This window comes from Streptomyces sp. NBC_00525 (assembly GCF_036346595.1).
Taxonomy (GTDB): Bacteria; Actinomycetota; Actinomycetes; order Streptomycetales; family Streptomycetaceae; genus Streptomyces.
Map to the genome: position 1 here is coordinate 5,269,965 of NZ_CP107834.1, position 15,776 is coordinate 5,285,740.

13 protein-coding genes are annotated in these 15,776 nt (G+C 71.7%); 11 read left to right on the forward strand and 2 right to left on the reverse strand.

All coding sequences use genetic code 11. From position 1 onward, the window contains the following. Nucleotides 1–146 precede the first annotated feature (146 nt). From kdpF to OG710_RS23610, 9 genes are all read left to right on the forward strand, one after another. The gene (gene kdpF / locus OG710_RS23570; protein WP_018520580.1) at nucleotides 147–236 is read left to right on the forward strand and encodes a K(+)-transporting ATPase subunit F; all 90 of its coding nucleotides are present in this window, start codon (nucleotides 147–149) and stop codon (nucleotides 234–236) included. A 6-nt stretch (nucleotides 237–242) separates the two neighbouring features. Then, the gene (gene kdpA, locus OG710_RS23575) at nucleotides 243–1,907 is read left to right on the forward strand and encodes a potassium-transporting ATPase subunit KdpA (RefSeq protein ID WP_330241072.1); all 1,665 of its coding nucleotides are present in this window, start codon (nucleotides 243–245) and stop codon (nucleotides 1,905–1,907) included. Further along, nucleotides 1,904–3,988, forward strand: a complete 2,085-nt coding sequence (gene kdpB, locus OG710_RS23580) for a potassium-transporting ATPase subunit KdpB (protein WP_330241073.1) — start codon at nucleotides 1,904–1,906, stop codon at nucleotides 3,986–3,988. The genes kdpA and kdpB overlap by 4 nt, the downstream gene beginning before the upstream one ends. A gap of 6 nt (nucleotides 3,989–3,994) precedes the next feature. After that, nucleotides 3,995–4,660 carry a potassium-transporting ATPase subunit KdpC gene (kdpC, locus tag OG710_RS23585; protein WP_330241074.1) on the forward strand — a complete coding sequence of 222 codons (666 nt, stop codon included), beginning with the start codon at nucleotides 3,995–3,997 and terminating at the stop codon, nucleotides 4,658–4,660. A gap of 127 nt (nucleotides 4,661–4,787) precedes the next feature. After that, nucleotides 4,788–5,522, forward strand: a complete 735-nt coding sequence (locus OG710_RS23590; protein WP_330241075.1) for an ABC transporter ATP-binding protein — start codon at nucleotides 4,788–4,790, stop codon at nucleotides 5,520–5,522. Between the two features lie 142 nt (nucleotides 5,523–5,664). After that, a complete protein-coding gene (locus OG710_RS23595; protein ID WP_330241076.1) occupies nucleotides 5,665–8,208 on the forward strand; it encodes a sensor histidine kinase in 2,544 nt (847 codons plus the stop codon). Nucleotides 8,209–8,281: 73 nt separating this feature from the next. Further along, nucleotides 8,282–8,974, forward strand: coding sequence for a response regulator (locus OG710_RS23600; protein ID WP_330241077.1), 693 nt, complete (start codon nucleotides 8,282–8,284; stop codon nucleotides 8,972–8,974). A 97-nt stretch (nucleotides 8,975–9,071) separates the two neighbouring features. After that, nucleotides 9,072–9,488 carry an OB-fold nucleic acid binding domain-containing protein gene (locus OG710_RS23605; RefSeq protein WP_199563594.1) on the forward strand — a complete coding sequence of 139 codons (417 nt, stop codon included), beginning with the start codon at nucleotides 9,072–9,074 and terminating at the stop codon, nucleotides 9,486–9,488. 3 nt (nucleotides 9,489–9,491) lie between these two features. Further along, entirely contained in the window at nucleotides 9,492–10,244 is a 753-nt protein-coding gene (locus tag OG710_RS23610; RefSeq protein WP_330241078.1) for a DUF3159 domain-containing protein, read from the forward strand. Between the two features lie 73 nt (nucleotides 10,245–10,317). On the opposite strand, the gene OG710_RS23615 is transcribed toward OG710_RS23610, so the two are convergent. Both OG710_RS23615 and OG710_RS23620 read right to left on the reverse strand, forming a co-directional pair. Then, complete coding sequence (locus tag OG710_RS23615) at nucleotides 10,318–10,995, reverse strand: potassium channel family protein (RefSeq protein ID WP_111338652.1); 678 nt, start codon at nucleotides 10,993–10,995, stop codon at nucleotides 10,318–10,320. After that, nucleotides 10,995–11,663, reverse strand: coding sequence for a potassium channel family protein (locus OG710_RS23620; RefSeq protein ID WP_111338653.1), 669 nt, complete (start codon nucleotides 11,661–11,663; stop codon nucleotides 10,995–10,997). Before OG710_RS23620 ends, OG710_RS23615 begins: the two co-directional genes overlap by 1 nt. 343 nt (nucleotides 11,664–12,006) lie before the next feature. Between OG710_RS23620 and OG710_RS23625 the strand changes: the two genes are divergently transcribed. Together OG710_RS23625 and OG710_RS23630 are read left to right on the forward strand one after the other, a co-directional pair. After that, nucleotides 12,007–14,058 (forward strand): APC family permease, encoded by a 2,052-nt coding sequence (locus OG710_RS23625; protein ID WP_330241079.1) that lies wholly within the window; start codon nucleotides 12,007–12,009, stop codon nucleotides 14,056–14,058. Between the two features lie 123 nt (nucleotides 14,059–14,181). After that, nucleotides 14,182–15,528 (forward strand): class I SAM-dependent RNA methyltransferase, encoded by a 1,347-nt coding sequence (locus tag OG710_RS23630; protein ID WP_330241080.1) that lies wholly within the window; start codon nucleotides 14,182–14,184, stop codon nucleotides 15,526–15,528. Nucleotides 15,529–15,776: the final 248 nt, after the last annotated feature.

Sequence of the window (15,776 nt, forward strand, 5' to 3'; positions counted from 1 at the left end):
AGCGGTGCCGGCGGGGGGTTTGCTCATGAGGTCCGATTCAACGACACCTCAATCCGGGAGCATCCGATGGCCGACACGGCCTTCGTCGTCACCACGATCGCGGTCTTCGCGCTGGTGGTACTCGTCGCCAGGGGGGTGGCGAAGCTGTGACCGCGGACAACGTGGCCGGCCTCGTCGTGGCCGCCGCCCTGCTGGGCTACCTCGTCCTCGCCCTCCTCTTCCCGGAGAGGTTCTGAGCCGATATGAGCCCCGTCCTCTCCGGTGTGCTCCAGCTCCTCGCGCTCGTGGTGGCGCTGGGGCTGGCGTACCGCCCGCTCGGCGACCACATGGCCCGCGTCTACACCTCGACCCGCCATCTGCGGGCCGAGCGGTGGATCTACCGGGCGATCGGCGCCGACCCCGGCGCGCGGATGCGCCAAGCCGCGTATCTGCGCGGCGTCCTCGCCTTCTCCGCCGTCGGCGTCCTCCTCCTGTACCTGCTGCAACGGCTCCAGGGCGTCCTGCCCGGCTCGCTCGGCTTCTCCTCGATCGACCCCGACCAGGCGTTCAACACCGCCGCCTCGTTCGTCGCGAACACCAACTGGCAGTCGTACGCCGGCGAGCAGGCCATGGGCCACCTCGTGCAGACCGGCGGTCTGGCCGTGCAGAACTTCCTCTCCGCCGCCGTCGGCATGGCCGTCGCGATCGCCCTCGTCCGCGGGTTCGCCGCCTCCCGCACCGGGGAACTCGGCAACTTCTGGTGCGATCTGGTGCGCGGCACCGTCCGCGTCCTGCTGCCGCTCGCCGCAGTCGGCGCGCTCGTCCTCGTCGCCTGCGGGGCGATACAGAACTTCGCCGGCATCCACGAGGTCGGGCAGTTCACCGGCGGCGGCCAGGAATGGAACGGCGGCGCGGTCGCCTCCCAGGAGGCCATCAAGGAGCTGGGCACCAACGGCGGCGGCTACTTCAACGCCAACGCGGCCCACCCCTTCGAGAACCCCAGCGGCCTGTCCAACCTCTTCGAGATCTTCCTGATCCTCCTCATCCCGTTCGCGCTGACCCGCACCTTCGGCCGCATGGTGGGCTCCGTCCGGCAGGGGTACGCGCTCCTGGGCACCATGCTCGTCTTCTGGCTCGGCTTCTCCGTGCTGATGATGTGGACCGAGTCGGCCCACCACGGCCCCGCGTTCGAGCTCGCGGGCGGCGCCACCGAGGGCAAGGAGACCCGGTTCGGCATCGGCGGCTCGTCGCTGTTCGCCGTCGCCACCACACTCACCTCCACCGGCGCGGTGAACTCCTTCCACTCCTCGTACACCGGCCTCGGCGGCGGCATCACGCTGCTCGGCATGCAGCTCGGCGAGATCGCCCCCGGCGGCGTCGGCTCCGGGCTGTACGGCATGCTGATCATGGCGCTCGTCGCCGTGTTCATCGCCGGTCTGATGGTCGGGCGCACACCCGAATACCTCGGCAAGAAGATCGGCGTCCGCGAGATCCGGCTCGCCGCCTGCTATCTCCTGGTCACCCCGGCCCTGGTGCTCGGCTTCACCGCGGCGGCCGTCGCCCTGCCCACCCCGCCCGACTCCACCGCCAACTCCGGGGCGCACGGCTTCTCCGAGATCCTGTACGCCTACACCTCCGGCGCCAACAACAACGGCTCGGCGTTCGCCGGGCTGAACGCGGACACACCGTGGTTCAACACCACCATCGGGCTCGCCATGCTGCTGGGCCGCTTCCTGCCCATGGTGTTCGTCCTCGCCCTGGCCGGCTCGCTGGCCGAGCAGCGGCCCGTACCGGCCGACTCCGGCACCCTCGCCACCCACACCCCGCTGTTCGGCGGACTGCTCGCCGCGGTCGTGGTGGTCGTCGCCGGCCTGACCTACTTCCCGGCCCTCGCCCTGGGCCCGCTCGCCGAAGGGCTCGCGTCATGACCACACCCACACCCCAGCCGGCCCCGATACCGGCGGCCGCGCGGCAGGTCCGCACCGGCGCCGCGCTGTCCGACCCCAGGACGCTGCTCGCCGCGCTGCCCCGGGCGGTGCGCAAGTTCCATCCCAGGGCGATGGCCGCCTCACCCGTCATGTGCGTGGTGCTCGCCGGGTCCGTCGTCACCACCGTGCTCGCCGCCCGCGACCCCGGCGACCTGTTCGGCTGGGCGATCACCGGCTGGCTGTGGCTGACCACGCTCTTCGCCAACCTCGCCGAAGCCGTCGCCGAGGGGCGCGGCAAGGCCCAGGCCGACGCGCTGCGGCGGGCGAAGACCGACACCGTCGCCCGCCGGCTGACCGGCGGACGCGAGAAGCGGATCGCCAGCACCGAGCTGCGCGTCGGCGACCTGGTCGTCTGCGAGGCGGGCGACATCGTCCCCGGCGACGGGGACGTCGTGGAGGGCGTGGCCGGCGTGGACGAGTCCGCGGTGACCGGCGAGTCCGCCCCCGTCATCCGCGAGTCCGGCGGCGACCGCAGCGCCGTCACCGGCGGTACGAAGGTGCTCTCCGACCGCATCGTCATCCGGATCACCACCCGGCCCGGCGAGACGTTCATCGACCGGATGATCGCCCTGGTGGAGGGCGCCGCCCGGCAGAAGACGCCCAACGAGATCGCCCTGAACATCCTGCTGGCGTCCCTGACGATCGCCTTCCTGCTCGCCGTGGTCACCCTCCAGCCCTTCGCCGTGTACGCGGGCGGCGAGCAGTCCGTCGCCGTGCTCACCGCGCTGCTGGTCTGTCTCATCCCGACCACCATCGGCGCGCTGCTCTCCGCGATCGGCATCGCGGGCATGGACCGGCTGGTGCGGCGCAATGTGCTCGCGATGTCCGGGCGGGCCGTCGAGGCGGCCGGGGACGTCTCGACGCTGCTGCTCGACAAGACCGGCACCATCACCCACGGCAACCGCCGGGCCACCGCCCTGCTGCCCGTCGCCGGGGTCACCGGCGAGGAACTGGCGCGGGCCGCCCGGCTCGCCTCGCTGGCCGACGAGACCCCCGAGGGCCGGTCCGTGGTCGCCCTCGCCGGGGAGCGGTACGGGCAGGGCGAACCCCGCGCGGACGAGCTGAGCGGCGCCACCCGGGTCGCCTTCACCGCACACACCCGCATGTCCGGCGTGGACATGGCCGGGCGCAGCGTCCGCAAGGGCGCCGCCGGGGCGGTCTCCGCCTGGGTGCGCGAGCGGGGCGGGACCGTCCCCGACGAGGCACGCCGGGGCGCCGACCGCATCGCGGCGCAGGGCGGCACTCCGCTCCTGGTGGCCGTCGAGGACGAGCGCGGGGCGCGGGTCCTGGGCGTCGTCCACCTCAAGGACGTCGTCAAGGAGGGCATGCCCGAGCGGTTCGCCGAGCTGCGCCGGATGGGCATCCGCACCGTCATGATCACCGGCGACAACCCGCTCACCGCGAAGGCCATCGCCGAGGAGGCCGGAGTCGACGACTTCCTGGCCGAGGCCACGCCCGAGGACAAGATGGCCCTCATCAAGCGGGAGCAGGCCGCCGGCGCGCTCGTCGCGATGACCGGCGACGGCACCAACGACGCCCCGGCCCTCGCTCAGGCCGATGTCGGCGTGGCCATGAACAGCGGGACCTCGGCCGCCAAGGAGGCCGGGAACATGGTCGACCTGGACTCCGACCCGACCAAGCTCATCGAGATCGTGGAGATCGGCAGGCAGCTGCTGATCACGCGGGGCGCGCTCACCACGTTCTCGCTGGCCAACGACATCGCGAAGTACTTCGCGATCATCCCCGCGATGTTCGCCGCCGTGTACCCGGGCCTGGACCGGCTCAACATCATGGACCTGTCCTCGCCCCGGACCGCGATCCTCTCCGCCGTGATCTTCAACGCGCTGATCATCGTCGCGCTCGTGCCGCTCGCCCTGCGGGGCGTACGCCACCGGCCCGGTGGCGCGTCCGCCCTGCTCCGGCGCAACCTCGCCGTCTACGGCATCGGCGGGCTGATCGCGCCCTTCGCCGGCATCAAGCTCATCGACCTGCTCCTCTCCCTCCTCCCCGGAATCGGCTGACCCGCCATGCACACACCCGTACGCAACCCCGCCCGCCAGGCCTGGGCCGCCCTGCGCGCCCTGCTCGTCCTCACCCTGGTCTGCGGCGTCCTCTACCCGCTCGCCGTCACCGGGGCCGCGCAGACGCTCATGCCGCACCGCGCGGACGGCTCCCGGATCACCGACGGCGGCCGGGTCGTCGGCTCCGCCCTCATCGGCCAGCGCTACGACCTGCCGGCCACGGAGGACGGGGAGAGCGCACAGCCCGACCTGCGCTGGTTCCAGCCGCGCCCCTCCGCCGGGCTCGGCACCAACACCCGCAACACCCGCTACTCGCTGCTCGTCTCCGGCGCCAGCAACCTGGCCGGCGACAGCCCGGAGCTGATCGACCGGGTCACCGCAGCCCGAGAAGCCGTCGTCCGGGACAACTCAGTCCCCGGCCACCCGGTCGATCCCGCGCAGGTGCCCGCCGACGCGGTCACCTCCTCCGGCTCCGGGCTCGACCCCCACATCTCCCCGGCGTACGCACAGCTCCAGGTCCGCCGCGTCGCCGCCCGCAACCACCTGGACGCCGATCGGGTCGCCGAACTCGTCGAGCGGCACACCGAGGGCCGCCTCCTCGGCTTCATCGGCGAACCGCGCGTCAACGTCCTCCGGCTCAACGTCGCGCTGCGCCGGCTGGCGACGGGCTGAACCGCGTCGCCTGGTGACGGGCCGAACGGCGGGGCGATGCCTCCGGAGCCGCAGCCGGGGCATTGCCCCGTCCCGTGCCACCTGCACATACTGGCGGCCGACAGCCGAGGACCCACGGGGGAGCGACATGACCGAGAACAGCGCCGACACGACCACCGGCGGGGGCGCCGGGACGGCCCTCGCCGACGGCCCGATGGTGCGCGTCGAGGACCTGCACCGCTCCTACGGCTCCGGCGCGGGCGCCGTGCACGCGCTGCGCGGCGTCTCCTTCGAGGTGCCGCGCGGCGAGCTGGTCGCCCTCAAGGGCCGCTCCGGCTCCGGCAAGACCACCCTGCTCAACCTCGTCGGCGGCCTCGACAGCCCGGACGGCGGCCGGATCACCGTGGACGGCACCGACCTCTCCACCCTCGGCGAGAACGGGCTGCTGGAACTGCGCCGGGACCGCATCGGCTTCATCTTCCAGTCCTTCGGCCTGATCCCGATCCTCACGGCGGCGGAGAACGTCGGCGTACCCCTGCGGCTGCGCAAGGCCGACCCCCGCGAGCGCGAGAAGCGGGTGTCGCTGCTGCTCTCCCTCGTCGGCCTCGCCGACCACGCGGCGCAGCGCCCCGGCGAGATGTCCGGCGGCCAGCAGCAGCGGGTGGCCATCGCCCGCGCGCTCGCCAACCGGCCCGCCCTGCTGATCGCGGACGAGCCCACCGGGCAGCTCGACCAGGAGACCGGGCTCGCGGTGATGGAGCTGCTGCGCGCCGTCGTGCACAGCGAGAACGTCACCGCGCTCGTCGCCACCCACGACGCCCAGCTGCTCGGCCTCGCCGACCGCGTGCTGGAGCTCAGCGACGGGCACATCATCGAGCACTGACCGGCGGGCCGGGCCCCGTATCAGGGTTGTGTCAATTCCCGCCGCCTTCCCACCCCCCGTCCGATATGCCGGAAATCCACCAGGTACTTTCGAACCAGGGCCGCCAGGACGGCGGCCGCCGGTTTCGGAAGACAATGGGGCCATGGGGCGCGGCAAACTTCGGATCTACCTCGGGGCGGCACCCGGCGTCGGCAAGACGTACGCGATGCTCGCCGAGGCGCACCGGCGCGTCGAGCGGGGCACCGACTGCGTCGTCGCCTTCGTCGAGCACCACGACCGGCCGCGCACCGAGACCATGCTGCACGGCCTGGAAATGGTGCCCCGCCGGGAGATGGAGCACCGCACGGCCCTGTTCACCGAGATGGACGTCGACGCCGTCCTGGAGCGCGCCCCGGCCGTCGCCCTGGTGGACGAGCTCGCCCACACCAATGTGCCCGGCTCCCGCAACGCCAAGCGCTGGCAGGACGTCGAGGAACTCCTCCAGGCCGGCATCGACGTCGTCTCCACGGTCAACATCCAGCACCTGGAATCCCTGGGCGACGTCGTCGAGTCCATAACCGGCGTACGCCAGCGCGAGACCGTGCCCGACGAGGTCGTCCGCCGCGCCGACCAGCTCGAACTGGTCGACATGTCGCCCCAGGCCCTGCGCCGCCGCATGGCCCACGGCAACATCTACAAACCGGACCGGATCGACGCCTCCCTCTCCAACTACTTCCGCCCCGGCAACCTCACCGCCCTGCGCGAACTGGCCCTCCTCTGGGTCGCCGACCGGGTCGACGAATACCTCCAGCAGTACCGGGGCGAGCACAACATCCGCACCACCTGGCAGGCCCGCGAACGCATCGTCGTCGGCCTCACCGGGGGCCCCGAGGGCCGCACCCTCATCCGCCGCGCCGCGCGCATGGCGGCCAAGGGCTCCGGCAGCGAGATCCTCGCCGTCTACATCGCCCGCAGCGACGGACTGACCGCGGCATCGCCCAAGGAGCTGACCGTCCAGCGCACCCTCGTCGAGGACCTGGGCGGCACCTTCCACCACGTCATCGGCGACGACATACCCTCCGCGCTCCTGGCATTCGCGCGCGGCGTCAACGCCACCCAGATCGTCCTCGGCTCCAGCCGCCGCAAGACCTGGCAGTACATCTACGGACCAGGCGTCGGCGCCACCGTCGCCCGCGAGTCCGGCACCGACCTCGACGTCCACATCGTCACCCACGGCGAGGTCGCCAAGGGCCGGGGCCTGCCGATGGCGCGCGGCGCCCGCCTCGGCCGCGCCCGCATCATCTGGGGCTGGGCGGTCGGCGTCGGCGGCCCCGTCCTCCTCGCCGTCCTCCTCAAGGCCCTGGAGAGCGGCCCCGGCCTCGCCAACGACGTCCTGCTCTTCCTCTTCATGACCGTCGGCGCCGCCCTCATCGGCGGACTGCTGCCCGCCCTCGCCTCGGCCGCCGCCGGCTCGCTGCTCCTCAACTACTGGTTCACCCCACCCACCCACACCCTCACCGTCCAGGACCCGGAGAACTTCGTCGCCATCGTGATCTTCTTCGCGGTGGCCGTCGCGGTGGCCTCCGTGGTGGATCTCGCGGCCCGCCGCACCCACCAGGCCGCCCGGCTGCGCGCGGAGGCCGAGATCCTGTCCTTCCTGGCCGGCAGCGTGCTGCGCGGCGAGACCACGCTGCCCGCGCTCCTGGACCGGGTCCGCGAGACCTTCGGCATGGGCTCCGTCGCCCTGCTGGAGCGGCGCAGCGACGTCGATCCCTGGACCTGCGCCGGGAGCGTCGGCCCGGCCCCGGCCGCCCGGCCCGAGGACGCCGATGTGGACATGCCGGTCGGCGACCACATGGCGCTCGCGCTGACCGGCCGGGTGCTGCCCGCCGAGGACCGCCGGGTGCTCGGCGCGTTCGCCGCCCAGGCCGCCGTCGTCCTGGAACGCGAACGCCTGGTGGACGAGGCCGAGGAGGCCCGCAGACTCGCCGAGGGCAACCGCATCAGGACCGCGCTCCTGGCCGCCGTCAGCCACGATCTGCGCACCCCGCTCGCCGCGATCAAGGCCGCCGTCTCCTCCCTGCGCTCCGACGACGTCGCCTGGTCCGAGGACGACGAGGCGGAACTCCTCGAAGGCATCGAGGACGGCGCCGACCGCCTCGACCACCTCGTCGGCAACCTCCTGGACATGTCCCGCCTCCAGACCGGCACCGTCACCCCGCTCATCCGCGAGATCGACCTGGACGAGGTGGTGCCGATGGCCCTGGGCGGCGTCCCCGAGGACAGCGTCGACCTGGACATCCCCGAGACGCTGCCCATGGTCGCCGTCGATCCCGGCCTCCTGGAACGGGCCGTCGCCAACATCGTGGAGAACGCCGTCAAGTACAGCCCCGACGGCGACCGCGTCACCGTGGCGGCCAGCGCGCACGGCGACCGCGTCGAACTCCGGGTCGCCGACCGGGGCCGGGGCGTGCCCGACGAGGGCAAGGAACGCATCTTCGAACCCTTCCAGCGCTACGGGGACGCCCCGCGCGGGGCCGGGGTCGGCCTCGGCCTCGCGGTTGCCCGCGGTTTCGCCGAATCCATGGGCGGCACGCTGGACGCCGAGGACACCCCCGGCGGCGGCCTCACCATGGTCCTCACCGTCAAGGCGGCACCGGGCCACGCCCCCGCCGCCCCCGGCCTGCCCGCGCGGGTCACCTCATGACCGCGCGTCCCACCTCATGACCGGCGGACCGCTCCGCGCAACGACGTACGCCCAGCAGAAAGGCAGGACCGCGATGACCCGCGTGCTAGTGGTCGACGACGAGCCGCAGATCGTGCGTGCCCTCGTGATCAACCTGAAGGCGCGCAAGTACGAGGTGGACGCCGCGCCCGACGGGGCCACCGCCCTCCAGCTCGCCGCCGCCCGCCACCCCGACGTCGTCGTCCTGGACCTCGGGCTGCCCGACATGGACGGCGTGGACGTGATCCGGGGCCTGCGCGGCTGGACCCGCGTCCCGATCCTGGTGCTCTCGGCCCGCCACACCTCCGACGAGAAGGTCGAGGCGCTGGACGCGGGGGCCGACGACTACGTGACCAAGCCGTTCGGCATGGACGAGCTGCTGGCCAGGCTGCGTGCCGCCGTGCGCCGGGCGGAGCCGGTCGGGCCGGACGGCGGGGACCAGGCCGTCGTCGTGGAGACCGCGGGCTTCACCGTCGACCTGGCCGCCAAGAAGGTCCACCGCGACGGCCGCGACGTACGGCTCACCCCCACCGAGTGGCATCTGCTGGAGGTCCTGGTCCGCAACGGCGGCCGGCTCGTCAGCCAGCGCCAGCTCCTCCAGGAGGTCTGGGGCCCCTCGTACGGCACCGAGACCAACTATCTGCGGGTCTACATGGCCCAGCTGCGGCGCAAGCTGGAGGCCGATCCCTCCCATCCCCGCCACTTCGTCACCGAGCCCGGCATGGGTTACCGCTTCGAGCGCGCCTGAAACCGTCGCCCGCCCCCGAGACGACCGCGCACAGTCCTTCGTTCGAGTGAGACGGCGGCCACCCGCCACGCGCCCGCGGGACCGGTACCCTTCGGGTATGAGTGCTGTTCCCCGATCCGAGAAGCCCCACAAGGGCGACCGGCCGTCCGGGCGCTTCCGCCGGATGCTGGACCGGCTTTCCAGCTCCCAGCAGGACCTGGAGTGCGAGGAGCTGGAGGAGGACACACAGGCATCGGGGTGCACCCGCATCTCCGAGTGCACCGACCGCCAGATCGTCAAGGTGACTGGTACCTTGCGGACGGTCACCCTGCGGCCGCGCGCCGGAGTGCCCGCCCTGGAGGCGGAGCTCTTCGACGGCACCGCGCCGCTCGACGTGGTCTGGCTCGGCCGCCGCTCCATCGTGGGCATAGAACCGGGCCGCAAGCTCATCGCCTCCGGCCGGATCGCCATGAGCCACGGCCGCCGGGTGCTGTTCAACCCCAAATACGAACTCCGACCGCTCGGCAAGGAGTAGCCGGTGACGTCTCTCGACAAGCCGACGTCCGACACGGACCGCACCACCGACCAGCAGGACGCCGACAGCAGGGCGGTCACCGAGGCCGCTCTCTTCGAGGCGTTCGGCGGCGTGAGGGGCATGGTGGAGACGGTCCTGCCCGGACTGCTCTTCGTCACGATCTTCACCATCGACAAGAACCTCACCAACTCGGCCATCGCGGCCGTCGCGGTGTCGCTGGTGCTGTTCGCCGTGCGGCTCATCCGCAAGGACACCGTCAAGCACGCCTTCAGCGGCGTCTTCGGCGTGGCCTTCGGTGTGGTCTTCGCCAAGATGACGGGCAACGCCAAGGACTTCTACCTGCCGGGCATGCTCTACACCCTCGGCCTCGCCGCGGCGTACCTGGTCACCGCGGCCGCCGGACTGCCGCTGATCGGCCTCATCCTGGGCCCGGTCTTCAAGGAGAACCTCTCCTGGCGCACCCGTAACCCCGGCCGCAAGAAGGCGTACGTCAAGGCCAGCTACGCCTGGGGGCTGATCCTCCTCGCCAAGTCGGCGGTCCTCTTCCCGCTGTACTGGTGGGCCGACACCACCCAGCTCGGCTGGGTCCTGGTCGCCCTCAAGATCCCGCCGTTCCTGCTCGCCGTCTACCTGACCTGGGTGTTCCTCGCCAAGGCGCCGCCGCCCATCGACGTCTTCGCCGAGATGGAGGCGGAGGAAGAAGCCGAGAAGGCCCGCAAGGCCGCCGCCGAAACCGCCCGGAGCCAGGACGCCTGACGCTCATGGAAAGGGGCCCGTCACCACCGGTGACGGGCCCCTTCCGCGTACTCGGTCCTCCGGTTCCGCGTACTCAGTCCTCCGGATCGCCCCGGCGCACCGACAGCAGATCCTCCAACTGCTCCTCGCGCGCCTGCGCGGCCACGAACAGCAGCTCGTCACCCGCCTCCAGGCTCTCCTCCGGGCTCGGCGTCAGCACCCGCTGACCCCGGATGATCGTCACCAGCGAGGTGTCCTCCGGCCAGGCGACGTCCCCGACCTGCGTACCCGCGAGCGCCGACTCCGGCGGCAGCGTCAGCTCCACCAGGTTCGCGTCGCCGTGGCTGAAGCGCAGCAGCCGGACCAGATCGCCGACACTCACCGCCTCCTCGACCAGCGCCGACATCAGACGCGGCGTGGAGACCGCCACATCGACGCCCCACGCCTCGTTGAACAGCCACTCGTTCTTCGGGTTGTTCACCCGCGCGACGACGCGCGGCACGCCGTACTCGGTCTTCGCCAGCAGCGAGACGACCAGGTTCACCTTGTCGTCACCCGTCGCCGCGATCACGACGTTGCAGCGCTGCAGCGCCGCCTCGTCCAGCGACGTGATCTCACAGGCGTCCGCCAGCAGCCACTCGGCCATCGGCACCCGCTCCACCGAGATGGCGGTCGGCGCCTTGTCCACGAGCAGCACCTCGTGCCCGTTCTCCAGCAGTTCGCCCGCGATGGAACGCCCCACCGCACCGGCCCCGGCAATCGCGACACGCATCAGTGACCGCCCTCCTCGGGGCCCTCGGCGAAGGCCGCCTCGACCTTCGCGATCTCGTCCGTACGCATCATCACGTGGACGAGGTCGCCCTCCTGGAGCACCGTCTGCGACGACGGCAGCATGGCCTCGCCCAACCGGGTGAGGAAGGCGACGCGTACGCCCGTCTCCTCCTGGAGCGTGCTGATCTTGTGGCCGATCCAGGACGGGGTCGTGTGCACCTCCGCGAGCTGCACCCCGCCGCTCGGGTCGCGCCACAGCGGCTCCGCGCCCGAGGGCAGCAGCCGGCGCAGCATCTGGTCCGCCGTCCAGCGCACGGTGGCGACCGTGGGAATGCCCAGGCGCTGGTACACCTCGGCCCGGCGCGGGTCGTAGATCCGGGCCGCCACGTTCTCGATGCCGAACATCTCGCGCGCCACGCGGGCCGCGATGATGTTGGAGTTGTCGCCGCTGCTCACCGCGGCGAACGCGCCGGCCTCCTCGATCCCCGCGTCCCGCAGGGTGTCCTGGTCGAATCCGACCCCGGTGACGCGGCGTCCGCCGAAGCCGGAGCCGAGGCGCCGGAACGCCGTGGGGTCCCGGTCGATGACGGCGACCGTGTGCCCCTGCTGCTCCAGGGTCTGCGCGAGAGCGGCTCCCACTCGCCCGCAGCCCATGATGACGATGTGCACCTTGCGCCTACCTCGCAGTCCTGGTCTTCCGGCTGACCTGCGAAAACACCCTGCTCACACTCTTTCCTCGGCTGGCCGGGCAAACAACGGGGCAACGGGGTGCCCCGTCGCCCAGCATTGAGCTTATGCCGGGCCCGTCGCGGCGCCTCATCCGAGTGGCCCCCCGCGCGGCGGCCGGGGTCGCGCCGAAGTGGCCCGGACCACTCGCGACACCTCCTGCGGCGGGCGCGGCGCAAGGATTGCGTTAAGGATTCCGCGGCGTTTCCGGCCGAGTGCAGGAGATTGGCGGGCCACGCCCGTCAGGCGGGGGCGGGCTCCATACGGAACCCTTACGATCCTCAGCGTGTCCAAACTGACCGACGTGCCCAAACGGATTCTGATCGGGCGGGCGCTGCGCAGCGACAAGCTGGGGGAGACGCTCCTCCCCAAGCGCATCGCCCTCCCCGTCTTCGCGTCCGACCCGCTGTCCTCGGTGGCGTACGCACCCGGAGAAGTCCTTCTGGTGCTGTCCATCGCGGGCGTGTCGGCGTACCACTTCAGTCCCTGGATCGCCGTCGCGGTCGTCGTCCTGATGTTCACGGTCGTCGCCTCCTACCGGCAGAACGTGCACGCCTACCCCAGCGGTGGTGGCGACTACGAGGTCGCCACCACCAACCTGGGGCCCAAGGCCGGGCTGACCGTGGCCAGCGCCCTGCTGGTCGACTACGTGCTGACCGTCGCCGTGTCGATCGCCTCCGGCGTGGAGAACCTGGGCTCCGCGATCCCCTTCGTCGTCGAGCACAAGACGGCGTGCGCGGTCGCGGCCATCGTGCTGCTGACCCTGATGAACCTGCGCGGGGTCAAGGAGTCCGGCAAGCTCTTCGCCATCCCCACGTACCTCTTCGTGGCCGGCGTCTTCATCATGCTCCTGTGGGGCGCCTTCCGCGGGCTCGTCCTCGGCGACACCATGCACGCCCCCACCTCCGGCTACACCATCAAGGCCGAGCACCAGGGGCTGGCCGGCTTCGCGCTGGTCTTCCTGCTGCTGCGCGCCTTCTCCTCCGGCTGTGCGGCGCTCACCGGCGTCGAGGCGATCAGCAACGGCGTACCCGCGTTCCGCAAGCCGAAGAGCAAGAACGCCGCGACCACGCTGGCGATGATGGGCCTGCTGGCCGTCACCATGTTCTGCGGCATCATCGCGCTGGCCATGGCCACCGACGTCAAGATGGCCGAGAACCCGGCGAAGGACCTGATCAGCGACGGCCGGCCGGTCGGCTCCGGCTTCGTCCAGGACCCGGTCATCTCCCAGGTCGCCGCCGCGGTCTTCGGCGACGGCACGTTCTTCTTCGTGATCCTCGCCGCCGCCACCGCCCTCGTCCTCTTCCTGGCCGCGAACACCGCGTACAACGGCTTCCCGCTGCTCGGCTCGATCCTCGCCCAGGACCGCTACCTGCCCCGCCAGCTGCACACCCGCGGCGACCGGCTCGCCTTCTCCAACGGCATCGTGCTGCTGGCCGGCGCGGCGATCGCGCTCGTGGTCGTCTACGGCGCCGACTCGACCCGGCTCATCCAGCTGTACATCGTCGGCGTGTTCGTCTCCTTCACGCTCAGCCAAACGGGCATGGTCCGGCACTGGAACCGCCACCTCGCCGTCGAGAAGGACCAGGCCAAGCGCCGCCGCATGATCCGCTCCCGCGCGATCAACACCTTCGGCGCCTTCTTCACCGGTCTGGTGCTCGTCGTCGTCCTCGCCACCAAGTTCACCCACGGCGCCTGGGTGGCGCTGCTCGGCATGGTGATCTTCTACGGCACGATGACTGCGATCCGTAAGCACTACGACCGGGTCGCCGAGGAGATCGCCGCCGACGAGACGTCCCCGGACGAGTCCATCCGCCCCTCGCGGGTCCACGCCATCGTGCTCGTCTCCAAGCTCCACCGCCCCACCCTGCGCGCCCTGGCCTACGCCAAGCTGATCCGTACGGACCATCTGGAGGCGCTCTCCATCAGTGTGGACGCGGCCGAGACGAAGGCCCTGCGGGAGGACTGGGAGCGGCGCGGCATCAACGTGCCGCTGAAGATCCTCGACTCGCCGTACCGCGAGGTGACCCGCCCGGTCATCGAGTACGTCAAGGGCCTGCGCCGGGAGAGCCCGCGCGACGTCGTGAGCGTGTACATCCCGGAGTACGTCGTCGGCCACTGGTACGAGCATCTGCTGCACAACCAGAGCGCCCTGCGGCTCAAGGGCCGGCTGCTCTTCACACCCGGTGTGATGGTCACCTCGGTCCCGTACCAGCTGGAGTCCTCCGAGGCGGCCAAGAAGCGCGCCCGCAAGCGCGCCAACTGGTCGGCTCCGGGCTCGGTACGCCGGGGACCGGTGGAGCGCCGCCACTCCAAGGAGCCGACACCCAAGGGCTGAGGCGCTGAGGGGGCTGAGACGGGGGAGCCGTCCGTGGTCGGCGGCCCGGCCACACCCACGTAGACTCGTAGGTTGTCGTCCGGCCGCCGGCCGTCCCCCTTCCCTCCCTGGAGCCATCCCCTCATGCAGAACGAATCCACGTCGCCGCAGACCGGGGAGACACAGCCGGAGTCGCTGGTCGGACGGGAGTACGAGGTCGAGGTCGGCCCGGTCGCGCACGGCGGCCACTGCATCGCGCGCACCGACGAGGGCCGGGTCCTGTTCGTCCGCCACACGCTCCCCGGCGAGAAGGTCGTCGCCCGGATCACCGACGGCTCCGCGGACTCGCGCTTCCTGCGCGCGGACGCGGTGGAGATCATCGAGGCGTCCAAGGACCGGGTGCCGGCCCCCTGCCCCTTCGCGGGCCCCGGCAAGTGCGGCGGCTGCGACTGGCAGCACGCCAAGCCGGGTGCCCAGCGCCGCCTCAAGGGCGAGGTCGTCGCCGAACAGCTCCAGCGCCTGGCGGGCCTCACCCCGGAGGAGGCCGGCTGGGACGGCACGGTCGTACCGGCCGAGGGCGACAAGCTCCCGGCGGGCGAGGTGCCCGCCTGGCGGACCCGCGTCCAGTACGCCATCGACGCGGACGGCCGCGTCGGCCTGCGCAAGCACCGCTCGCACGACATCGAGATCGTCGACCACTGCATGATCGCCGCGCCGGGCGTCTCCGAGCTGGGCGTCGAGCAGCAGGACTGGCCGCAGATGGCGACCGTCGAGGCGATCGTCGCCACCGGCTCCCACGACCGCCAGGTCATCCTCACCCCCCGGCCGGGCGGCCGCCTCCCCCTGGTCGAGCTGGACAAGCCGGTCTCCGTCCTGCGCGTCGACGAACGCGACGGCGGGGTGCACCGTGTCCACGGCCGCGCCTTCGTCCGCGAACGCGCCGACGACCGCACGTACCGCGTCGGCTCCGGCGGCTTCTGGCAGGTCCACCCCAAGGCCGCGGACACCCTGGTCCGCGCGGTCATGCAGGGCCTGTTGCCCCGCAAGAACGACACCGCCCTCGACCTGTACTGCGGCGTCGGCCTCTTCGCCGGCGCGATCGGCCAGCGCATCGGCGAGAAGGGCGCGGTGCTCGGCATCGAGTCCGGCAAGCGCGCGGTCGAGGACGCCCGGCACAACCTCCGCGACCTGGACCGGGTCCGCATCGAACACGGCAAGGTCGAGCAGGTCCTGCCCCGCACCGGCATCACCGAATGCGACCTCATCGTCCTGGACCCGCCCCGCGCGGGCGCCGGCAAGTCCACGGTCAAGCAGCTGACCACCCTGGGCGCCCGCCGCATCGCCTACGTCGCCTGCGACCCGGCCGCCCTGGCCCGAGACCTGGGCTACTTCCGCGACGGCGGCTACCGCGTCCGGACCCTGCGAGCGTTCGATTTGTTCCCGATGACGCACCATGTGGAGTGCGTGGCGATTCTGGAGCCGGTGAAGTAGGTCGCCTGGCCTGATGAGGCGCCAGGTGCGGGCGGTGTTGTTCACGTCATCCTTCTCTCCGTCCGTGCCTCGGCGGACGCATGTGCTGGTGCGGGCTGGTCCGCAGAGGGCTGCGCAGGGCTGCAGCTGAAGGGTGTGAACTAAGTCAACACGCGCTAGCTTGGCTCCAGGCCGGGGAAATGCGAGGGTAGTCGCTCAAGCGACCCTGCCGACCGATGCTCCGGTCCCGTGCGCCCGACGTCTCTGGA